Origin of the sequence: Geothrix edaphica (genome assembly GCF_030268045.1) — a bacterium.
GTDB classification, from domain to species: domain Bacteria; phylum Acidobacteriota; class Holophagae; order Holophagales; family Holophagaceae; genus Geothrix; species Geothrix edaphica.
Genome location: NZ_BSDC01000001.1, coordinates 105497 through 125762, shown reverse-complemented (window position 1 = coordinate 125762; position 20266 = coordinate 105497). Strand labels below are relative to the sequence as shown.

22 protein-coding genes are annotated in these 20266 nt (G+C 63.7%); 8 read left to right on the top strand and 14 right to left on the bottom strand.

Translation table 11 applies throughout. The features are described 5' to 3' along the window. Positions 1-34 precede the first annotated feature (34 nt). A complete protein-coding gene (locus tag QSJ30_RS00580) occupies positions 35-952 on the bottom strand; it encodes an oxidoreductase (protein ID WP_285605837.1) in 918 nt (305 codons plus the stop codon). 89 nt (positions 953-1041) lie between these two features. Between QSJ30_RS00580 and QSJ30_RS00575 the strand changes: the two genes are divergently transcribed. Then, positions 1042-1623: a TetR/AcrR family transcriptional regulator gene (locus tag QSJ30_RS00575; protein ID WP_285605836.1), complete on the top strand. Its 582-nt coding sequence runs from the start codon at positions 1042-1044 to the stop codon at positions 1621-1623. Between the two features lie 24 nt (positions 1624-1647). After that, positions 1648-2535, top strand: coding sequence for a UDP-N-acetylmuramate dehydrogenase (gene murB / locus QSJ30_RS00570; protein ID WP_285605835.1), 888 nt, complete (start codon positions 1648-1650; stop codon positions 2533-2535). Between the two features lie 30 nt (positions 2536-2565). Here murB and QSJ30_RS00565 read toward each other — a convergent pair whose 3' ends face one another. Beyond that, positions 2566-2958 (bottom strand): YciI family protein, encoded by a 393-nt coding sequence (locus QSJ30_RS00565; RefSeq protein WP_285605834.1) that lies wholly within the window; start codon positions 2956-2958, stop codon positions 2566-2568. Positions 2959-3039: 81 nt separating this feature from the next. Beyond that, on the bottom strand, positions 3040-4284 hold the full coding sequence (locus QSJ30_RS00560) for an RNA polymerase sigma factor (protein WP_285605833.1): 1245 nt from the start codon (positions 4282-4284) through the stop codon (positions 3040-3042). An 82-nt stretch (positions 4285-4366) separates the two neighbouring features. On the opposite strand from QSJ30_RS00560, the gene QSJ30_RS00555 reads away from it, so the two are divergent. The 5 genes from QSJ30_RS00555 to QSJ30_RS00535 all read left to right on the top strand — a co-directional run bounded on the left by QSJ30_RS00555 (position 4367) and on the right by QSJ30_RS00535 (position 8565). Next, positions 4367-5155: a cell division protein FtsQ/DivIB gene (locus tag QSJ30_RS00555; RefSeq protein ID WP_285605832.1), complete on the top strand. Its 789-nt coding sequence runs from the start codon at positions 4367-4369 to the stop codon at positions 5153-5155. A 93-nt stretch (positions 5156-5248) separates the two neighbouring features. Further along, positions 5249-6463, top strand: a complete 1215-nt coding sequence (gene ftsA / locus QSJ30_RS00550; RefSeq protein ID WP_285605831.1) for a cell division protein FtsA — start codon at positions 5249-5251, stop codon at positions 6461-6463. A 35-nt stretch (positions 6464-6498) separates the two neighbouring features. Beyond that, the gene (gene ftsZ, locus QSJ30_RS00545) at positions 6499-7773 is read left to right on the top strand and encodes a cell division protein FtsZ (protein ID WP_285605830.1); all 1275 of its coding nucleotides are present in this window, start codon (positions 6499-6501) and stop codon (positions 7771-7773) included. 64 nt (positions 7774-7837) lie between these two features. Further along, a complete protein-coding gene (locus tag QSJ30_RS00540) occupies positions 7838-8047 on the top strand; it encodes a hypothetical protein (protein WP_285605829.1) in 210 nt (69 codons plus the stop codon). Further along, on the top strand, positions 8047-8565 hold the full coding sequence (locus QSJ30_RS00535; protein ID WP_285605828.1) for a hypothetical protein: 519 nt from the start codon (positions 8047-8049) through the stop codon (positions 8563-8565). The genes QSJ30_RS00540 and QSJ30_RS00535 overlap by 1 nt, the downstream gene beginning before the upstream one ends. Before the next feature lie 78 nt (positions 8566-8643). Here the strand turns inward: QSJ30_RS00535 and QSJ30_RS00530 are convergent, their stop codons facing one another. From QSJ30_RS00530 to QSJ30_RS00505, 6 genes are all read right to left on the bottom strand, one after another. Then, complete coding sequence (locus tag QSJ30_RS00530; RefSeq protein ID WP_285605827.1) at positions 8644-9795, bottom strand: acyl-CoA desaturase; 1152 nt, start codon at positions 9793-9795, stop codon at positions 8644-8646. Positions 9796-9883: 88 nt separating this feature from the next. Continuing rightward, a complete protein-coding gene (gene aat, locus QSJ30_RS00525) occupies positions 9884-10564 on the bottom strand; it encodes a leucyl/phenylalanyl-tRNA--protein transferase (protein ID WP_285605826.1) in 681 nt (226 codons plus the stop codon). Then, positions 10546-11223: an AAA family ATPase gene (locus tag QSJ30_RS00520; protein WP_285605825.1), complete on the bottom strand. Its 678-nt coding sequence runs from the start codon at positions 11221-11223 to the stop codon at positions 10546-10548. Before QSJ30_RS00520 ends, aat begins: the two co-directional genes overlap by 19 nt. 217 nt (positions 11224-11440) lie before the next feature. After that, on the bottom strand, positions 11441-12517 hold the full coding sequence (locus QSJ30_RS00515; protein ID WP_285605824.1) for a tyrosine-type recombinase/integrase: 1077 nt from the start codon (positions 12515-12517) through the stop codon (positions 11441-11443). A gap of 154 nt (positions 12518-12671) precedes the next feature. Next, positions 12672-12848 (bottom strand): hypothetical protein, encoded by a 177-nt coding sequence (locus QSJ30_RS00510; RefSeq protein WP_285605823.1) that lies wholly within the window; start codon positions 12846-12848, stop codon positions 12672-12674. A gap of 162 nt (positions 12849-13010) precedes the next feature. Then, on the bottom strand, positions 13011-14228 hold the full coding sequence (locus tag QSJ30_RS00505; protein ID WP_285605822.1) for a hypothetical protein: 1218 nt from the start codon (positions 14226-14228) through the stop codon (positions 13011-13013). Positions 14229-14414: 186 nt separating this feature from the next. Here QSJ30_RS00505 and QSJ30_RS14465 point away from each other — a divergent pair, with 186 nt between their 5' ends. Next, complete coding sequence (locus tag QSJ30_RS14465) at positions 14415-15050, top strand: transposase (RefSeq protein WP_420798747.1); 636 nt, start codon at positions 14415-14417, stop codon at positions 15048-15050. On the opposite strand, the gene QSJ30_RS00500 is transcribed toward QSJ30_RS14465, so the two are convergent. The 5 genes from QSJ30_RS00500 to QSJ30_RS00485 all read right to left on the bottom strand — a co-directional run bounded on the left by QSJ30_RS00500 (position 15045) and on the right by QSJ30_RS00485 (position 20151). Beyond that, positions 15045-16091: a tyrosine-type recombinase/integrase gene (locus QSJ30_RS00500; protein WP_285605821.1), complete on the bottom strand. Its 1047-nt coding sequence runs from the start codon at positions 16089-16091 to the stop codon at positions 15045-15047. The genes QSJ30_RS14465 and QSJ30_RS00500 overlap by 6 nt on opposite strands. Before the next feature lie 125 nt (positions 16092-16216). Further along, positions 16217-16597 carry a hypothetical protein gene (locus tag QSJ30_RS00495; protein ID WP_285605820.1) on the bottom strand — a complete coding sequence of 127 codons (381 nt, stop codon included), beginning with the start codon at positions 16595-16597 and terminating at the stop codon, positions 16217-16219. A 182-nt stretch (positions 16598-16779) separates the two neighbouring features. Next, a complete protein-coding gene (locus tag QSJ30_RS14460) occupies positions 16780-17115 on the bottom strand; it encodes an ArsR/SmtB family transcription factor (RefSeq protein WP_420798746.1) in 336 nt (111 codons plus the stop codon). Between the two features lie 86 nt (positions 17116-17201). Further along, the gene (locus QSJ30_RS00490; RefSeq protein WP_285605819.1) at positions 17202-18332 is read right to left on the bottom strand and encodes a hypothetical protein; all 1131 of its coding nucleotides are present in this window, start codon (positions 18330-18332) and stop codon (positions 17202-17204) included. A gap of 631 nt (positions 18333-18963) precedes the next feature. Beyond that, positions 18964-20151, bottom strand: a complete 1188-nt coding sequence (locus tag QSJ30_RS00485) for an AlbA family DNA-binding domain-containing protein (RefSeq protein ID WP_285605818.1) — start codon at positions 20149-20151, stop codon at positions 18964-18966. Between the last annotated feature and the right edge of the window lie 115 nt (positions 20152-20266).

Here is a 20266-nt window from a genome sequence, read left to right as displayed (position 1 = left end):
GGCAAAGAGCAGGGCCACGGTCTTGCGGAGACGGTCAGATCGGATACACCACCCCCGTGCGCTGCTCGGAGCGCCGCCACATCCAGCGCTGGAGGCCCTCGTCCCGGGACCGGGCCGTGGACCGCACCCGCACGGGCGCCCCCTTCAGCTCCTGGAAGCCTGAGGGACCGAAATACTCGCCCCCGGTCACGGCGGGATCCGTGGCGGCCCGCAGCAGGGGCTGGGCGCCGCCGAAGGCCTCCTGGCTCAGCAGGGCCTCCAGGCCCAGGGCCCGTAGCCAGCGGATCCAGCCCGCATGGCGCTGGAGCTCCGTTCTCGCCCAGCCGGGGTGGGCGGCCACGGAACGCGTCGTCGAACCGGCCGCCTCCAGGCGGCGCTGGAGCTCATAGGCGAAGAGGAGGTTGGCCAGTTTGGACTGACCGTAGGCGGCCCAGGCCCGATAGCCGCCGTCAAAGTCCATGTCGTCGGCATAGATGCGGCCGCTGCGGTGGGCCCCGCTGCTCATGGTGACCACCCGGGAGCCCGGCGTGGCCAGCAGGCGCTCCAGCAGGAGACCCGTGAGTGCGAAGGGGCCGAAGTGGTTGGTGCCGAGCTGCAGCTCGAACCCGTCCTCGGTCTTCCCATGGGGCGGGACCATCACCCCGGCGTTGTTGAGGAGCAGGTCCAGGCGGTCGAAGCGGGCCAGCAGGTCCGCGGACGCCCTCCGCACGGAGGCCAGAGAGGCCAGATCGAGGGCCTGGACCTCCACCCGGGCTCCGGGATGCAGCGCCCGAATGTGCCGCGCCGACTCCTCGGCCTTGGGCAGGCTCCGGCAGGCCAGGACCACCGTGGCCCGGCAGGCCGCCAGGATGCGGGCCGCCTCGAAACCGGTGCCGGAGGAGGCCCCGGTGACCACTGCCACCCGGCCGGTCTGATCGGGGACCTGGGCCCAGGTCCAACCTTCTTGAGCCATGTCGTTCTCCATGATCGATTTGACACAATGACTAATAATGTCAGAAGGCCAATATTGACAATCAGACAAATTTTGTCAACACTCTTTTCATGGGAAACGAGAAGAAGGCCCGGGTCCTGGAGGCCGCCGAATCCGTGTTCCTCCGCTTCGGCTACCGGCGGACCACCATGGGCGACCTCGCCGCCGCCGCGGGCATGTCCCGGCCGGCCCTCTACCTGGTGTTCTGCAACAAGGAGGAGGTCTTCGAGGCCGTCCTCCGCGCCTTCACGGCCCGCACGCTGCAGGAGATCCGGCAGGGCCTGGACGCCCGGCCCACCCCCCTGGAAAAGCTCCGCTTCGCCTTCGACCTCTGGGCCGTGCGTCCCTTCGGGTTCTTCGAGGCCTCGCCGGAGCTGCGGGAACCTCTCCACGGCGGCCTCGCCTTCGCCAAGGAGGCCATCGACCAGGCCATCGCCACCTTCGAGGCCGAGCTGGTGGGCATCCTCGCGCCCCTGAGCGCCACGGCCCCCGCAAAGGCGCTCCCGCCCGGGCAGATCGCCCGCGTCCTCACCCGCGCCGTCCACGGCTTCAAGGAATCCGCCAAGGACGCCGAGGAGCTCCGCGCCATGATCGACGGGCTGCTGGAGATGGTGCTGGCCTCCCTCCGGCCCACGCCGGAAGCGGGCGCCTGAGCCGGTTCGTCCATACTGAACCCGATGACGCGCCGCCTCCCCGATGATCTGCTCAAAGTCCCGCATCGCCGGGACGTGTCCTTCGCGCGCCTCACCACCCTGGGCGTGGGCGGGCTCTGCCGCTGGCTCTTCGAGCCCACCACCGAGACCGAAGCCCAGACCTTCGTGCGGGCCTGCGTCCGGGAGGGCCTGCCCTGGCGGGTGCTGGGGGGCGGCTCGAACCTGGTGGTGCTGGGCGACATCGATACGCCGGTGCTGCGCCTGGCCCTGCCGAAGACGGTTTCCCGAGAGGGTCATCAGCTCACGGCCCCCGCCAGCCACGGCCACATCGCCCTGGCCGAAGCCGCCGCCGCCGCGGGGCTGTCGGGCCTGGAGTTCGCCAGCGGGATTCCAGGCTCGCTGGGCGGCGCCATCCGCATGAATGCCGGCGCCTACGGACGCGAGTGGGTGGACGTGCTCACGCGCTACCGCTTCCTCACCCCCGAGGGCGACCTGGTGGAGAAGGCGCCGGAGCCCGGCGAGTTCAAGTACCGCTGGAGCTTCCTCACGGGAGGCCATGTGGTGCTGTCGGCCACGGCCCAGCTGGCAGCGGGCGACCCCACCACCATCCGTGCCCAGGTGGCCGACTACCGGGCCAAGCGCGGCACCAGCCAGCCGCTGTCAAAGCGCAACGCCGGCTGCATCTTCAAGAACCCGCCGGGCCAGAGCGCCGGCCGCCTCATCGACCAGGCGGGCCTCAAGGGCCTGCGCGTGGGCGACGCCGAGGTGAGCCCCGAGCACGCCAACTTCCTGGTGAACCACGGCCACGCCACCGCCGCCGAGTTCGCGGAGCTGATGGATCGGGTGCAAGCCGTGGTGCGGGAACGCTCAGGTGTGGCCCTGGAACCCGAAGTGGAGATCTGGCGGGGCTGACTCTGGAGGATCAGCCCTCGCCCGGCCCGCCTACCTGGACGCGGCGCGCCGCTGCTCGCTTTCGCGGATCATCTGGTCCAGGTCCGCCGCGGGCCGGATCTCCCAGGGCCCCATCTTCAGGCCCGGATGGTTCGAGATCAGGTGGATGGCGTGGTTGAGGTCCCTGGCCTCCAGGATCAGGAGGCCGCCCAGCAGCTCCTTGGTCTCGGCATAGGGGCCGTCCGTCACGGACACCTTGCCATTCTGATAGCGCACCATGACAGCGGTATCCGGGCCCTGCAGCCCCTCCCCTCCGACCCAGTGGCCGTCCTTCTTGAGGCCCTCATCGTAGGCGAAGCACGCGTCGAACCTGGCGTTCTGTTCGCTTGGGGAAAGGGTCGACCATTGCTGGACGTCGAGGTACCCGAAGCAGATGTATTTCATGGGTGGCTCCTATGGGGGTCGTTCTGACCGCCTTCACCCCTGGTCGTTCGGGCAGGCCCCATTTCGACAGGGGCCTGCGAATTATTTTTGAAGCTCGGCCACCCGCCGCTCAAGAAACCGGCGCTCGGGCCCCTGCTGGACCAGCCCGAGGGCCCGGCGGTAGGAGGTGAGCGCCTCTTCCGTCCTCCCCAGGCGGCGGCAGAGGTCCGCGCGAACCGCGTGCGCCAGGTGGTACTCCGCCATGTCGCGGCGCACGAGGAGGGCGTCGGTGAGCTCCAGTCCGTCCTGCGGGCCGTCCCGCATGGCCACCGCCACCGCCCGGTTGAGGTCCACCACGGGGGAAGGCGCCACCCGGGCCAGGAGGGTGTACAGCCCGACGATCCGGTCCCAGTCTGTGGCCGAGGCTTCGGCGGCCTCGGCGTGGACGGCGGCAATGGCGGCCTGGAGCGTGTAGGCGCCCACCCGGCGGGACGCCAGCGCCTGTTCCACCAGCGCCCTCCCTTCGGCCATCAGGGCGCGATCCCACCGGGACCGGTCCTGGTCCTCCAGCAGCACCAGGTCGCCCCCCGACGAGGCCCGCGCGGCCCTTCTGGACTCCTGCAGCAGCATGAGGGCGAGGAGTCCCGTCACCTCCGGATCCGGAAGCAGCTCAAGGAGCAGCCGTCCCAGGCGGATCGCCTCAGCCGAAAGGTCCGGCCGCGTCAGCGCCTCCCCCGAGGACGCAGAGTAGCCTTCGTTGAACACCAGGTAGATGACCTTCAGCACCGCGTCCAGACGGTCCGGCAGCTCGGCCCGGCTGGGGATCTCATAGGGAATGCCCGCGTCGCGGATCTTCGCCTTGGCCCGGACGATCCGCTGGGCCAGCGTGGAAGGGGCGGTGAGGAAGGCCCGCGCGATGGCCTCCGTCGTCAGGCCGCACACTTCCCGGAGCGTCAGCGCGGTGCAGGCTTCCGGGGACAGGGCCGGATGGCAGCAGGTGAAGATGAGCCGCAGGCGGTCATCGTCGACGTCCTCCTCCACGGGGCCGGGCGGGCCCTCGTCGGGCAGCTCGGCCAAGGTCTCAAGCGAGGTGTTGAAGCGTGCGGACCGCCGCAGGCGGTCGATCGCCTTGAAGCGGCCTGTCGACACCAACCAGGCACGGGGATGCTCCGGCACCCCGTCCCTGGGCCAGGCCTCCAGCGCGGCCGCGAAGGCATCGTGCATGCCGTCTTCGGCCAGGTCGAAGTCCCCGAGCAGCCGGATCAGGGAGGCCAGGATGCGCCGCGACTCCGCACGGAAGAGGGAATCGAGGAGATCCGGAATGCCTTCGGGGACGATCGAGGCCATGGGGCTCCCTCTTGCTCTGTAGAGGATAAAGGAGGCTTCCAGGCCACCCGGACTGTCGCCTCCAGGCGGTAGACTGACCCCCATGTCCATGCTCCCCCGCACCCGCCCGAAGCGCCCCTGGTTCCCCTGGGTGCGGGCCGGACTCACGGTGGCGGTGCTGGGTGGGGGCGCCTGGGGCCTGATGGAGCTGGGCACGCGGTACTTCGGGCTGCAGAAGCTCACCATCGAGCAGGTCAACGTGAGCGGCTGCCGAGGCGAGCGCCAGGCGGAGATCCAGGCCCTCGCCGAGAAGCTGGTGCTGGGCAAGCCCCTCTTCTGGGTCGATGCGGAGGAGCTGCGGAGCCGGATCGAGGCCAAGCGCTGGGTGCGCAACCTCCAGATCCGGAAGGATCCGCCCGACCGCCTCAGCCTGGTGGTGGAGGAGCGGCGCCCCGTCCTCTGGCTGGTGCGCAGCAACGGTGTGTTCCTTGTGTCCGACGACGGCATCCTGCTGGATCGGGTCAACCAGGCGAACCTAAGCCCCATTCCGGTGGTGGTGGACCCGGCCAGCCAGACGGACCAGGGGCTGGCCCGTCTGGTGAGCGCTGCACGGACTTTGCGGGAAAAACAGGCCGGCTTTTACGATCGGGTGACCGAGTTCCGATGGAGCTCGAAGGGGCCTGTGGCCTACATCGAAGGGCTCCCGGCCCCGATCTACTTGTCCCGCCAGGATGTGACGAAAAACGTGCCCAATTTCCAGGGCCTGTTCGTGGATCGCCTCTCCCAGCGGCCGGATCTGGCCCGGCTCCGCTACGTCGACCTCCGCTGGGACGAGGAGGTGGCCGTGGGGGAGCCTGAGGAGGCCCCGGCCTCCACCAAGACCCCACGCTGACCTCCGCGGGAAGAAAGCGGCGTTTTTTCCGTGCGCAAAGGCTCGAACCTGGCACGGAACTGGTGTAAACCTAGAGCAAGGAAAAGGATCTTCATGCCTCAGCGCGCCGTTCTCCTAGGGCTCGACCTTGGTGCAAGCAAAGTGGTGGCGGTGGTGGCCGTCCAGGAGGAAGACGGGACGCTGAACGTGACGGGCACGGGCCAGGCCTCGCCTCAGGGCGGGTTCACCCAGGGCCAGATCACCGACATGGACCTCTGCACCCGCGCCATCGTGCGGGCCGTGGAGGAGGCCATGAACACCGCGGGCCAGACCAAGGTGGATGGCATCCGCGTGGCCGTGGACGGCATCCAGTTCAAGGGCGAGAACCTCCGCGACTCCATCACCATCAGCAGTGGCGACAAGATCATCACCGCCTCGGACCGCGACCGGGTGCTGGAGCAGGCCACCAACGGCTGCAAGCTGGCCAAGGAGGAGCTGGTCCTCCACCGCATCCCCCAGATGTTCCACATCAAGGGCCAGCGGGACATCCGCAACCCCGTGGGCATGTTCGGCGAGTCGCTGGAGGCGGAGGTCCGCATCATCGTCGCGCCCAGCCCCGTCATCATGAACATCAACCTGGCCCTCAAGAACGCCGGGCTCCACGGCGCCGAGCTGATGTACTCGCCCCTGGCCAGCGCCGAGGCCGTGCTGAGCCGCGAGGACCGCGAGAACGGCGCGGTGGTGGTGGATATCGGCGAGCACCTCACCCACCTGGGCATCTTCCTGCACGGCACCCTGTTCCACTCCGCGGTGATCCCCATCGGCGGCATGCATTTCACCCGCGACCTGGAGATCACCAAGCACCTGGGCGGCATCGCCGCCTCCGAGCGCATCAAGATCCGGTTCGGCACGGTGCTGCATGCCCACGTGCCCGCCGAGGAATCCGTCGAACTCGAGGAGGAGGGCCGCCTGGTCTCCCGCCGCGAGATCGCCGAGGTGCTCCAGGCCCGGGCCGCGGAGCTGCTGAACCTGGTGCTGGCGGAGATGGGCCGCACGGGCCTCATGCACGAGATCCACGGCGGCGTGCACCTGGTGGGCGGCGGCGCGCTCCTCACGCACCTCGCCATTCTGGCGCAGACCATCCTGGGCCGCCCCCGCGTGGTGCTGGGCCGCATCCTGGGCGTCTCCGGCCTGCCCCAGGCCACCGGCAACCCCTACTTCGTGAATGCCCTCGGCGCGGTGAAGTCCCTCGCCCGGGACATGACCGAGACCCGCGGCAAGCAGGACCGGGGCGATGGTTTCCTCGGCCGCATCAAGAAGATGTTCTAGCCATGCCTTCAGCACTGCCCTCTTCGGGAGTTCCGATGTCCGAGACCCCCTTCCTCCCCTGCCCCCACAGCCTGCCCGGCGCGAACATCAAGGTGCTCGGCGTGGGCGGCGCGGGCTGCAACGCCATCAACCGCATGATCGAGAGCGGTGTCACCGGCGTGCAGTTCATCGCCATGAACACGGATCAGCAGAGCCTCTCCCAGAGCAAGGCCCACGTGAAGCTGCCCCTGGGACCCCAGAGCAGCCGGGGCCTGGGCGCGGGCGGCAGCGCCGAACGCGGGGCTGTGGCCGCCGAGGAGAGCCGCGAGGAAGTGCTGGCGGCCCTCCAGGGCGCCGACATGATCTTCATCACCGGCGGCATGGGCGGCGGCACGGGCACGGGCGCCGCGCCGGTGCTGGCCAGCTTCGCCCGGGAGTTGGGGGCCCTCACCGTGGCCGTGGTGCTCACGCCCTTCGCCTGGGAGGGCCGCAAGAAGGGCGACCTCGCCCTCGCCGGCCTGGCCAACCTGCGGGACACCGCCGACACCGTCATCGTGGTGAGCAATGAGCGCCTGAAGGCCGTCTGCGACGCCCGCGTGACCATGAAGGAGGCCTTCCGCGTGGCGGACGGCGTGCTCATCCAGGGCGTGCGGGGCATCGCGGACCTCATCCTCAAGCCCGGCATCATCAACGGCGACTTCGCGGACGTCGAGGCCGTGCTCCGCAACGGCGGCGAGGCTCTCATCGGCACCGGCGCGGGCCGCGGGGAGGAGGCCGTCATGGACGCCCTCAAGAAGGCCCTGGCCTGTCCCCTGCTCGAGCGCGCCCAGACCGGCGCGGCGGCCAACGTCATGGTGTCCATCACCGCCGACTGGGAGGTCATGGAGGCTTCGGCCATCGAGACCGCCATGAACTACCTGCAGGACCACTACAGCGGCCGGCCCGACATCAAGGCCTGCACCGTGGAGGGCGAGGGCATGGAGGATCGCGTGCTCGTCACCGTCCTGGCCAGCGGCTTCGACCAGGAGGAGAAGCTCCTGGAGGATCGCCGCCAGAGCCTGCACCTGGGCGGCGCCGTGGAGTCCAACTCCGCGCCCCTGCATGCCCCCACCCTGGTGGTCCAGCCCGTCGACGGCCAGGCCGTCCTGCCCGTGAACGGCGTCAGCGGCCGAGTCTACGGTGAAGTGCCCGCCGGCGAGCAGCAGGGTCCCACGCCCACCCGCCTCCTGCCCCAGGCCCCCACCCCCAGCGGCGAACTGCCCGGCGGCAACGACGACCTCCACGTCCCCGCCATCATCCGGCTGGGCCAGGGGCGGCTGCCCATCGAGTAGCGGCGCGGCTGCCCATCGAGTAGGAAATCTGGTCTATAGCCCTGGCTGCGCCTACCCTGATGCCATGCGACGCCTCGATCCCATCCCCACGCCCGCGGAGGCCCTGGCCCTCTGCGAGCGGTTGTACCGGGAAGGCGAGGGGCTCCGGCTCATGCGTCACCTCCTCCCAGCAGGGGCCACGGACATCGACGCGCTGAGACTGCGGAACCGCCTGAAACGCGCCCAGCGCCGCCCAAGCAGGTGCATGGCCGAACAGGACGAGGCGGAGGACTGATGCTCGATGCCCGCCTCATCGCCTACATGGAACAGCGGCACATTCCCTTCTGCCTCATTGGCGGGCTGGCCCTCGCAGCCTGGGGCGTGGCGCGCTATACCGCAGACGCGGATCTGCTCGCCATGGACCCGCGAATCCTCGATTCCGGCTTCTGGTCGGATTGGAAGGGAGCGCCTCCCCACATCACGAAGGGCGATGCCGAGGATCCGCTCGGGGGGGTGGTGCGTTTCCCTGGCCCACCCCACCAGGACCTCATCCTGGGGCGTGGCGCGGCCGCCCTGATCGCCCTGGAAACCCGTGAGCGGCGCGAAGCCTTCCCTTGTCCCGTGGCTTCTCCCCTGGGCCTCATCCTCCTCAAGCTCGAAGCTGCCAGTCCCCAGGACGCCGCCGATATCCTGGCTCTGCTCAGCAATGCGGAGACTCTGGGTCGCCCATCCATGAAAGAAGAGGCGGCTTCCATCGTTCCGAAGCTCACACCAGAAGCGCAGGCCTTCTGGGAAAAGATCTCATCCCTCTGAGCATGCCTTGCTCGAAGCGCCCCAGCCAATTCCGCCAGGAACTGGCTCCTCCGCCCTGCACGTTCGATCCTGCCAGCCTCAGGCCGCGGCCTGCCGCGCCACCAGCCGCGCCCGCCTCCAGGCGATCCAGGCTTCGCGGAGATCCTGTCGGTAGCGGGCGCGCTGGGCCTTCCATTCCGCCCGGGCCCCCCGCCAGGCCTCGGCCTTGGCCTGGCCCTTCTGGTGCCACCCGGCCTTCTTCACGCGCCAGGCATCAAGGCAGCCCTGGAAGGCGGTCAGAGCCGCATCCAGCCGCGCATGGGCCGCCTCCAGGGCGGTCCTGGCCTGGAGGGCATCCGCGGGGAGGGCCCGGGCCAAGCGCGCGGCCAGGCGCTTCGCCTCCATGGCCACGCGGGCGCGCTGCATCTCCGTGGCCGGAACGCGGCGCAGGCCCCGGGTGAGCCCCACCCAGGCGCCGGCGGCGATGAGCCACTTGGCCGGGTCCCATTGGTACCAGTGGGGGCCGTTGCGGTAGTCCCACTGCCACATATGGTGGAAGTTGTGGTACCCCTCGCCGAAGGTGAAGGGCGCCAGCAGGGCGTTGTCGCGGGCACTGTTGGCGTCCGTGTAGGGCTGGCTGCCGAACCAGTGGGCGGCGGAGTTGATGAGGAAGGTGCTGTGGTGCGTCAGGACGATGCGCAGCAGGAGGCCCATGACGAGCTGGCCGACGAGGTTCCCGGTCGCCCAGCCCACCACCAGCACCGGCAGGGCCGCAACCACACCGCCGATCCAGAAGTGGTAGCGGCGCTGCCACCGCAGCAGGGGATCCCGCAGCAGATCGGCGACACCATCGAAGGGACGGTCCCCGCCCTCCATCACCCAGAGCCAATGGGCGTACCAGAAGCCCCGCTTGACCGGATAGGGGTCCCGCCCGGGATCATCCACGAAGCGGTGGTGGTGGCGGTGGTCGCTGCACCAGGCGAGGGCGGAGTTCTGGAAGGCCGCGGCCCCCAGGAGCAGCACGGCCAGCCGCACGGGCCAGGCCGCCTGGAAGGCCCGGTGGCTGAAGAGGCGGTGGTAGCCCACGGTGATGGCGAGCCCCGTGGCGGTGTACATGGTGAGGAGCACCACCACCTCGCTCCAGCGCAGCCCCTGCGTCGCCAGCTTCCAGGGCACGCAGATCAGGGCCAAGGCCAGCGTCCCCAAGAGGAAGAGGGTGTTGAGCCAGGAACGGGGGGTTCGCTTGTTCACAGAGCATCCTGGGAGCCGACATGCTCCCCTCCCCACCATAGGCCCCGGTCTGGCACCCGCCCTGAAATCTTGATGCGAATCCGCGTCGTTACATGTGTTTCCAGGACCCCGTCCGCCCTTCCCTGCGGAGAGCCTCCGTCAGCTCCGCCAGGAACAGGGCCCGCGGGATGCACTGGAACCCGTATCCCACCAGCCCCTCATGAGGCAGCTGGCCGTCGAGCATCGTGAAGCCCCACGCCGCGAGCCGCATGTCCAGCGCCTGGAGGGCGGCGCGGCTGGCCTCGGGCTCCAGGCTGAACATGCTCTCGCCGAAGAACGTACCGCCGAGCGACACGCCGTAGAGGCCGCCCTTCAGCTCGCCGTCCCGCCAGGCCTCCACGCTGTGGGCGTGACCGGCGTGGTGGAGCGCGAGGTAGGCCTCCCGCATCTCCGGCGTGATCCAGGTGCCGTCCTGGCCCGGACGCGGCACGGCGGAGCAGCGTTCAATGACCTGCGCGAAGGCCATGTCGAAGCGGATCTCGAAAGGCTGGTGACGCAGGCTCCGAAGGGTGCGGGCCGACAGGTGCAGGTGGCCGGGGCGCAGCAGGGCCCGCTCGGCTGGCGACCACCAGAGCAGCGGGTCGCCCTCGCCGTACCAGGGGAAGATGCCGCTCCGGTAGGCCAGCAAGAGGCGCTCCACACTGAGGTCGCCGCCGATGGCCAGCAGGCCGTTCTCCGCCAGCTCCGGATCGGGGAAGACCAGCCGCTCCGTCAGCCGAAAGACAGGCACGGCCGGCCGTCCTTGAGATCCACGGTGGCCTCGCCGCCCTTGGCCAGGGGCCCGAAGAGGATGGCCTCCGCCAACGGCCGCCGCAGTTCCCGCTCGATGAGCCGCGCCATGGGCCGGGCGCCAAAGGCGGGGTCATAGCCCTTCTCCGCCAGCCAGGCCCGGGCCTTGGGCGTGCAGGTCAACGTGACGGACTTCTCGGCCAGTTGCGCTTCCAGCTCCCGCAGGTGCTTGTCCGCCACGCGCTCCATCTCGGGCCGGCCCAGGGGCGCGAACTGGAGGATGGCATCCAGACGGTTACGGAACTCGGGGCTGAAGGCTTTTTCGATGGTTCCCTTGGCCGAACGCCGCGCCCCCACCTCGGCGAAGCCCACCTGCCGGGCCGAGAGCTCGCGCGCGCCCACGTTGGTGGTCATCACCAGCACCGTGTGGCGGAAGTCGGCGCTGCGGCCGTGGCTGTCCGTGAGGGCGGCGTGATCCATGACCTGGAGCAGGATCCCGAAGAGGTCCGGGTGGGCCTTCTCCAGCTCGTCCAGCAGCAGCACGGCATGGGGCTGCTTGCGGATGGCGTCGGTGAGCAGGCCGCCCTCCTCGTAGCCCACGTACCCGGGCGGCGCGCCGATGAGCCGCGCCACCGTGTGCTTCTCCTGGGAATCCGCCAACCCAGGGTTTTGGCGCCTCTTCGAGTTATCTCCGTGGGTTTGTGGGGTCCCGAGCCAGGTGTTGAGGAAGAAGTCCGTGAATTTTCCCCCTCGTCGTTCGATGAGGCGACATCCCGCCCGGCGCCTGACGGGAGGCCCTGGCATCAGGGATAGACGCCGGGGGGTCCAATGGCGAGGGCCTGGGTCCAGAGGGCGGGGCCCCATGCCTTTGGCCGCCTTAGCTAACATGGCGATCCTCATCCAGTGGTGAGCCGTTAACCTTGGAAAGCACCATCAATCCTTCCCGCATGTCTTGTAGGCCCTCTTCCCAGTAGTACTTGGTGGTCGTGGCAGGATCAGCATGGCGAAGGATACGCTGAACCACAGCAAGGGGAACCCCTCTTCGAAGCAGCGAAGTCGAGAGACTAGCCCGCAGGCGATGGTGAGTCATTGGTACCTCTAGCCCCATGGACTTCGAAGCGGCTTTGACCACGAGATCGGTGTACCTGGTGTTGTGGCACCCCCATCGTCCCGGGCACATCAGCTCCCCTTTCTTTCGGGGCTGCTTTGCGAACCATTCGGCCATCTCGGGAAGGACCGGCAGGTAGAGGATCTTCCCGTTCTTCTGGCGTTCGTCGATGCGATAGGTCATCTCATCTTCGTCGTAGTCGTCCCAGTGAAGGCGCTGGGCCTCGGACACTCGAAGGCCAAGGTAGAAGAGGCTGCGAATCATGATCCGGGCGTGAAGGCTTCCGATCCGATCCACATGAATGAAGAAGACTTCTACCTGCTCTTCGCTAAGCACTTGCTTGGGGTCTCTGGGCACATCGATAGTGGGATACTCCAGTGGTGTGTTGTGAAGCCCACGCTTCCGGGCGAGTTCAAGGACACTTCTCAGCCTTGCGAAGACGAGCCTCTGGCTCCCAGGCTTCATCTTCGCTGCAAGCCTTGGGAAGAGTTCGTCCAGGTGCATCTGCATATCCTTGAGTGGTGCATCTTGAAAGTGCGACCAGTGGTGCTGGTGATTGCTGCGGAAGAGGCGAACCGTCCTGGCTGCTAGTCGCGGAGCTTGAACCTTCAGGTACAGGTCGAAGGCCTCCTGGAAGGTGGCCTTTGAGATCGTCCGGACATCGATGGACTCCAAGGCCAGTGCTGAACGCAGCTTCAGCAGGTAGGCCTTGGCAGACCTGAGGTCCCGGCAGCCTGTCGAACCAGTCTTTAACTTCCCGTGATACATGAACCGGAAGTGGTAGATGCCTCGGCGCAGCCGAAGTCCATCCTTGAGACCGGAATCCTTCTTCGCCTGGATGGGCATCAGTCACCCCAGGGCCATGGGGCTGCACAAGGCAGGTCGAGGCCACCCCCCTTTTCCCACAGGGGGGCGGCCCCGGCACCAGTAGCGAGCAGTCGAGCGGCTTGCGCGTGGGCAGATCCACACGGCTTTCACTACCCTTCAACAGCCATGAACATCATTTCCGACGGAGAGAGAGAAACCGGCCGCGATCGTCACGAGGCTGAACACCGAGAAAGTTCGCGATGAAGTCCCGTTCGGCTTCGAGCTGCTTGGCCATCCAACGGTAATCCCGGATTTCACTCTCGAGGGATCGGAGTGCAGTGATGGGGTTGAGTTTCTTGTGGTATTTCATGTCTTTCCTCCTTGGTCCGGACAGCCCGGATCCTGTTGGGTTACTAAGCGGGTCTGAGTGGAATTGCAGTTCTGTCTGAGTCCAGGTGGACCGCGTGCGCTTACAAACGCAGCCCTCCAGGAGGACGGGTGTCCTGACCCGTCGAAGATCGAAGCCATAGATCTAGGCCGCGCCTTTGAGGCCGCGCGACCTTGCCATCAACCGATCAGCCGCTTCCGGCCCCTTGGCCATCGCCTCTTCGAGATAGTCCAGCTGCCGGATGATCTTGGCTGGCCGATCCATCTTTCGCTTACGGCCGGGATAGCTGAAGCGATCTCGGATTTCACGCTCGTACTCTGCCCTTCCGACCTTGGTCGCGAGGTCATTCCACAAGGCGACTGAAGACTGGATGGCGATCACAGAGTGAGCACTGAGCGCCGAGTAGGCTCCGGGGGCTCGGTACGCGCCGAAGGTCCCCAGGACGGAACAGAACTCGCATTGGCAATAGTCATTCAGCGCATCGCCATCTGCGACCTCTGGGTCTTTGCGGCCAATCTTCAAGGTCCGCAAGGCACCTTGGCTGTTGTACAAGTACGAGGCGAACCGCCCTCCCTGCCAGCTGCTGGAATCCGAAGTCAGGTTCGGGAAGTAGCGCCCAAGCCAAGCTGCCACTGGAATTTGAAGTGGACCGCTGATCCCGAAGAGATGCACCCGCTGCTCGCGTACGCCAAAGTCACGGTAGAGGACGGCGGCCCCTCTCAACATGCAGTGGGGGTCGGCATTCGAGTCCTCGGAGATCGCCCAGCCTTGAAACCCAGCTGGAGCATTGACGGACTCGATCCAAGCACGCCACTGATCGCCCGTGACACCGTGGGCTACATTGATCAGCTCCAAGCCCTCTCGCCTCTTGGCCAGAAAGATGCCGTTGTGCCCTTTCTGAATCTTCGCCAGGATGCGAAAGACCTCTGAGGTGGTGTCCACATCCCTACGAGGGGGGTAATCAAGGGCCATCCCAGCGTCAGCACAGGCGTTGTAGACCTCGATGACCTTGTGGGGGTCCACGTAATCGGAAGCACCCGACTTGATCTGCCACCCGCCAGAGTCGCAAAGCATCTTCACCCCAGCATCGGCGGCGAATCTGCCCTCTCCGGGTTTCAGGTGGTGCGCACTGGCCATCCACCACTCGCTATGGTTCCTGAGGATGGTGTCGCGGTGGAAATAAGGTCCGATGCGCCTAAGGGTGAATCCCTCTCCCAGGCGGGCAGCCTGAGTGCGCGGATCGTGGATCACCGATCCTGCGTCCAGCCGGTATTCAATCCTTCGGCCCTTCCCTTCGCGAACCCACAAGTGCCATTGCAGGAACGCCGGTGTCGCCCCAGAGGGGATCCAGGTATAGCCCATGTCCAAGCCCTTTCAGCGGGCGGGGTGATCCCGCGCTGGGCCTGATAAGCTTTGAGCACCTGAAATCAGAATGTTTATCTGTCTAAAACATCTATTTATTTATATTTATGCCGTTTCATAATAGGCTGTTGGTGCCACCAATGAAGGCGACTCTTCTCCCGCCCCCTGTATCCACCACAGGTAGGAATGGTTAATGCCATGCTCTTCAGCCTCAAGCAGTTCGAGCGCCGATTTCCCAACGATGAGGCCTGTCAGGCCTACCTGGAGGAGCTGCGCTGGCCCCAAGGAGTTGGTTGCCCGGGGTCACACTGCTACCCAACGGAGCCTCCATGGCGTCCATCCCGGGGTCGGCGACTGATTTGCCGGAAGTGCCGTGCCCAGTTCTCGCCCACCTCGGGAACCCTTCTCGACGGCCTCCACACTCCCTTGAAGGTGGTATTCCTATCGGCCTGGTGGCTCACGGTTGGCAGCCGACTAACGACTATCGAATTACAGCGGCGTCTTGGCCTTCCTCACTACCGGGTCGCTCAATCTCTTCGTTTACGCTGGCGCCTTGCGATGCTCGAAGACCTTGGCATGAACCTTAGCGAGTTCGGACTCTGCGGGAGGACCGGAGCCCCAGGTGGCATCGAGCAGAGGTTCCGCGATGCCCACCGAGAAGCCATCCCAGGTGTTCCGACCTATTCGACCGGCAGCAAGGAAGTCTTCGAACTTCTTCTTAGGTCTGCCCTTCGGCTCAAGCCAATCAAAGAGACAGACCTTCGGAGATTCTTCCGAGGCGAGGTAGTCATCCATCGCGAGGGAGAGCCAAGCAGTTCATGAGAGCTTCGCCAGCGCACTACGCATGTCCTGAATATCTGTCTCGATGTACCAGGCCACGCAGGTTTCAACGCTCGCATGTCGAAGAAGCTTCCGGATCATTTCCAGCGGCACCCCTTTCTTAACCAGAACTGTGGCCAGTGTTGCTCGGAGGCGATGATGGCAAAAGGTGCTGGGGAGTCCCATTTCTGCGACAGCTCGCTTGAAGGGGCGGGTGGTGTACTTCGAACCATGTGGCTCGTCCCGTTTGTCCCGGGGGCACATGTAGGTACCCAAACGCGGGAGTCGAGCAAACCAATCCGCCATCTCCTCCACTACCGGGAGCACTGAGACCTCTCCGCTTTTCTGTTGATCGATGGTGTAGGTCTGGTGCTTATCGTCATAGCAGGACCACCGAAGCCGATAGGATTCCTGTTCCCGAAGGCCTAGGTAATACATCGTTCTCACCATCACGCTCTGGTGAAGGTTGGCGAATTGGTCCAGGTGAGCGAAAAACACTTTCACCTGATCCTCTGTGAGCACCAACTTCGGTGTGTGGGGGACCTTGATCTTGGGGAGATCGAATTCGATCCGGTGGAGCCCCCGCTCACCCGAGAATTTCAGGATGGCGCTGATCCGGTTGAAGTGGGCGGCCATCGTGGACTGCGCGTACTTGGTTCGGCATTTGTTGTAGTGGGCATCAAGGACCGGTTGAAGACCTTCTAGATCCAGATCGCGCCACTGATGCCAGGTTTGTCTCCAGTGGCTTTCCATCATCTGGACGGACTTCCAGGACACACGAGGTCCCATGACCTTTAGCCAGAAGTAGTAGGCGTCCCCAAATGTCGGCGCGGGTTTGGCTTGAGATTCTTGATCCCGTCGTTCCGATCTCAACCTTTGGCGAATTTCACCAAGGCGCTGCGTTGCACCCATGAAATCACTAAATCCAGTACTGCCTTGGTGGATCATCCCCTCGTGCATAAATCGATACCGATAGATTCCATCCCGATCAAAGCGCAACCCGTCCACCAGCGAAGTGGTGTTTGATGATGTCTCTCGTGCCATCCCAGCACCCCAGGCTTCGGGGGCCCTGCCCCGACCCCTTTTCCCATCAGGAGCCTGAGGCTGGCACCGTGTATTCGCACCCTGCGGAGTCCAAAAATCAGGGAATGAACCCAGGTTGATCGTGCCTACTCGGTGGCTTTGGTGAGAGCGCCCAGGATGTCTCGATAGATGCTTTCCTGAAGCACCTCGCGGTCCTCAGCTGGGCCATCTCCTTCAAGGTCCTCCATGAATCCTCGGACGCAGGTGCTGGCTGCGCCTTCGAGTGCCGACCTGATGCCTGCTTCGGCCATCACATCAGGAAATGCAACCCGATATCCGTGAACTGCGCGGTCCAGGGCTTTCGTCGAAGCGGTCCTGGCGCCACGCAATCCCCTAGCCTTCCCTGGGTCATCTCCCGTCATCGCATGGAACGCACAGACGCCAGCCTGAGCTTCCACGAGGATCTGCCAGGCTCTAGCTTCTCCGAGCAGTTTCTCCTCGTCCTGATCCCCGAAGATGTCCCGCATGGCCTTGAGGCGGTCAGAAAGCCCAAGGCGCTGGGCTCGCTCCTCCGATGGGGCACCCGCCTGAACCGCATGGTTGAGTTGCTTTTCATCTCCTAGTGTTCGGTAGAGGCGGATGAGGAACCGAGAGGCCACTACGGAACGTGCGGTCCAATCATCGACGATATGGGCAAGAGCATTCGCGGTCATAGGTTGTTAGCCGTTTGCGGGACTCGTACTTTTCGTGGTGCATTCAGGATGGCCAGGAGGAGGCCGGGGAAACGCATTTCCAAGTCATCTCGGCGAAGTGAGACGAACCGTTTGGTCCCCTGTATCCGGGTCATTATCGCGCCGGCCTCTCGAAGCGCCTTGAGATGGTGAGTAAGGGTGCTATTGGAGATTGGGAGCCCGAAGGAACCGCAACTTTGCTCTCCCAGATGATCTAACTGTTTCACGATCGCTAGTCGGGTGGGATCGCCGAGGGCTGCGAGGAGTGTGCTTAGGGCAATTCGGTCCTGGGTTGGGTGGTTCGGATATTTCATCGTATTGATACCGCCATATTTATGAGTAATAATTTATTATAATATGCAATTTTATATATTAGTTTTGCATTTTTAAAAATCTATTATTATGAATCTTCTTGCCCCCACTTGCGTTCAAACCATTCCCATATTGACTTCATTTGCCCACACCTATCTCCCAGATCACTCCCCGGTAACGCCATAAACCAATCCTTTAACCCTTGGTAATCCTTGCCCCTGCGATAGAACTGGGGGATCACCTCCAGCAGGGTGTGATGCCAAGTGCCATCCTCTACAGAGTCTGGCAATTTGATGTCCTTATTCCCGAAAGTGGCGAAAAGGCCTGCACATATCAGTTCGAGGTCACCCTTGACCCGGTAGAGCTTGCTCCTCTGGCCGATGATGTAGGTCTCATCGACCACCTCAAGAAGGCCAATGTTCTTCAAAGCGGATAGGGCCAGGCTCACGTTCTTTTGTGGAAACTTGGCTCCCAGGCTCGCCTCCGCGCTCGCGATCACGGCCATTTGAGCGATCCCGATGCTTTCCATGGCCCGCTTGGGGCTGCTACAAACCCAGCGGACCAGGAACCACATGACCTCCTTGATGGCAGGACTGCGGATTGTCGAGAGCAAGAAAGCCTCTTGGATGGCCTCAATGGCTGGTTTGGGGAGTTCGTACACCGTCCACGCCTTCTTCGCCTCATTGGCCGTCACTTCCGGTTGAGAGGGAGAGACCAGCTCCAGGCCATCGAAAACCCGCCCCCTGGCGAAGAGGGAATACATGGGCTCGTCCATGAAGCAGTACTGGCAAGCAGACGACTCAGTATCGAACTCCCATCCTGTCCCCTCTAGGAGGGTACGGAGTGTGGCGTGAGCGATCTTGACGTTCATCTGCAAGCCGACAGGCATTCTCACCTTGAAGAAGACCTTGGCGTAACCACTAGGTGACGGAACAACGAAGCCAACACCTTTGAATCGATCCCGAAGGTGCTCCCGGAATTTCTCCCAAGATTGAAAAGATGCGGGGAGGTGTTTGGCATCGAAATCCGCGATGACGATTGGGTCTCGAGAACTCCAGAAGTTGAATCGAGGACGATATTTTTTAACTGTATTCTTGGTTAGTTGTTTTATAAACGTATCGTTATAAAAACTGCGATATCTACCCTTGATCTCTTCAGGTATCGTGTATAAGACAGGCGATCCGTCTACTGTAAGGGCATGTTCTGTGGCTGCATTCATTGCTCATATCTCCGTAAGTGGGATATGAGAATTTTCATTTCATATTATTAAATCATTGAAACTTACCCCGTAGGTTTGATTCCAGTTTCCAGTCTCCAGTTCATCTTGAAATGGGATAATAGTCTTTGCCACTCACTACGGCGACATAGTGGAACAATATGGAGAACTATGATCTCGTTGTAGGGGGCAAATACTATTATCCCAATAAAGACTATTATCCCAAAAGACTATTATCCCAAATAAAGCTCTCTGCTCATCAACTTCAGGTCGACCTATGGCCTCAATGCTTCGTTTCAATAATTCCACCGAAGGATTATGAACAGCAGATAGATGCATAATGTTCTCAGTTCAATAATTCCTTATCAATAACAACCTTTGTGTTAATCGACCCAACCTTCATTTGTACTCGTCTTGACTGGGACTGCTCGTCGAAGCCCATCGGATGCCTTCCCCCTCCATCCCCCCGGCCGAGCCCCTTCCGTGCTGTCTTGAGGGGGTTATGCGCAGACAAAGGGGAATCCTGGGTTGTTTGGACCAGCGGGTTCCCCGTGACCAGATCAGGGGGCGTTGGGACCTTGATGCTCCCGGATGAGTATTGAGACCAGAATGCGTGGATGAAGGGACTGAAGGATCATCGGTGGTCCGGTGCCCACTTCCCTTCGATGAAATTCGGGGACTGCTCCCAACCTGCTGCATGCCAAACGGGGTCGACGAGAGCCTTGAGGAGTCCTTCAATGTCGCCATCGAAGCTCTCCACGAACTGTTCCGAGAAAAGCAGGGGATCACGGTCGAAGGGTACTTCCCGCTGGAGGAAACGATCTCCAGCCGCCCATATCCAACCTTTCGCACCCGCCATGCTGAGTGAGAGGAAGGCAGGCGGTTCGAGTTCCAAAGTCTTCGCAGTTATCAGGGCATGCTCCAGGTTCTGCCGTGTGATCTTCTCTATCACGGTCGATGGAAGCATCCGGTCGAAGCGATCATTCTGGCCAATGTGGGAGGGGCGGAAATCGACGTACTCCATCGCACCCGAGCGAAAGTAAAGGCGATAGGTGTCTACCTTGGGATAGCCGGAGGTGAAAGCGTAGCCTTCGAAGCAGTATCGAGATGAGAAGCCCGAACCCATGAACGGAGGCGGATCGAAGGGCCAGTGACCAGCTCCCCGAGCGAAGTCCAGCCTTCTCTTCCCCGTGAAGGCCGACAGTGGGAGAAGGTGCAGCACGATATGAGCACCATCTATTTCCTCAGAGGGTGTCTCTCCTGCCTTCACCTTGGCAATCCTCTCCAGGCGGAAGTTTCGAGCCCTCTCTCCCAAGACATCCGAGACCTCCAGGGTTGATCGAAGCTCATCCACGTCCATCAAGTATTTCCCTGTCAGGCCTCTTGCAGAGAACCGCATGTCCGATTGGAAGGTGACTTGGTGTGGTGGGTTCCAGCTCCTGGGGATACGCAGGACGAGCACCCATGAACCTTCTTCGATGAGGACCGCCTTCATTTGAAGTCCGTAGATTCGCGGGCGAAGGCCGCTCCGAAGCATCTCCTCCAGTCGAGTGATCTCCTGATCCGGGTTGATGTCACGGAGGCCAAGAATCTCCATTGCGATCCCTCGCTCCTCCTTCATCCCGAAGAGAAGGTGTCCACCGGATGCATTCGCAAACGAACTGACATCGTGCAGGAACTCCCTGCGATCCGCATCTGTCCTGCCAGGGAGGGTGCGCTTGTAGTCGATGGTTTTGCACTCGGAGACCTGGTCCTCGATGAGTAGGCGAAGATCCGTCGCGTCCAGTTCCTCCAGGCTTTTCTGGTCTAGGGGAGTGCTCATGGAATCTCCATGTAGGCGAGCCTTGATGGGTTGAATGCCTCGGTAATTATCTTCCGATCAGGGGCCTCGGTGAATCCGGACCGGGATCTGGGGATATTGGTCCTCAGGGAGACCG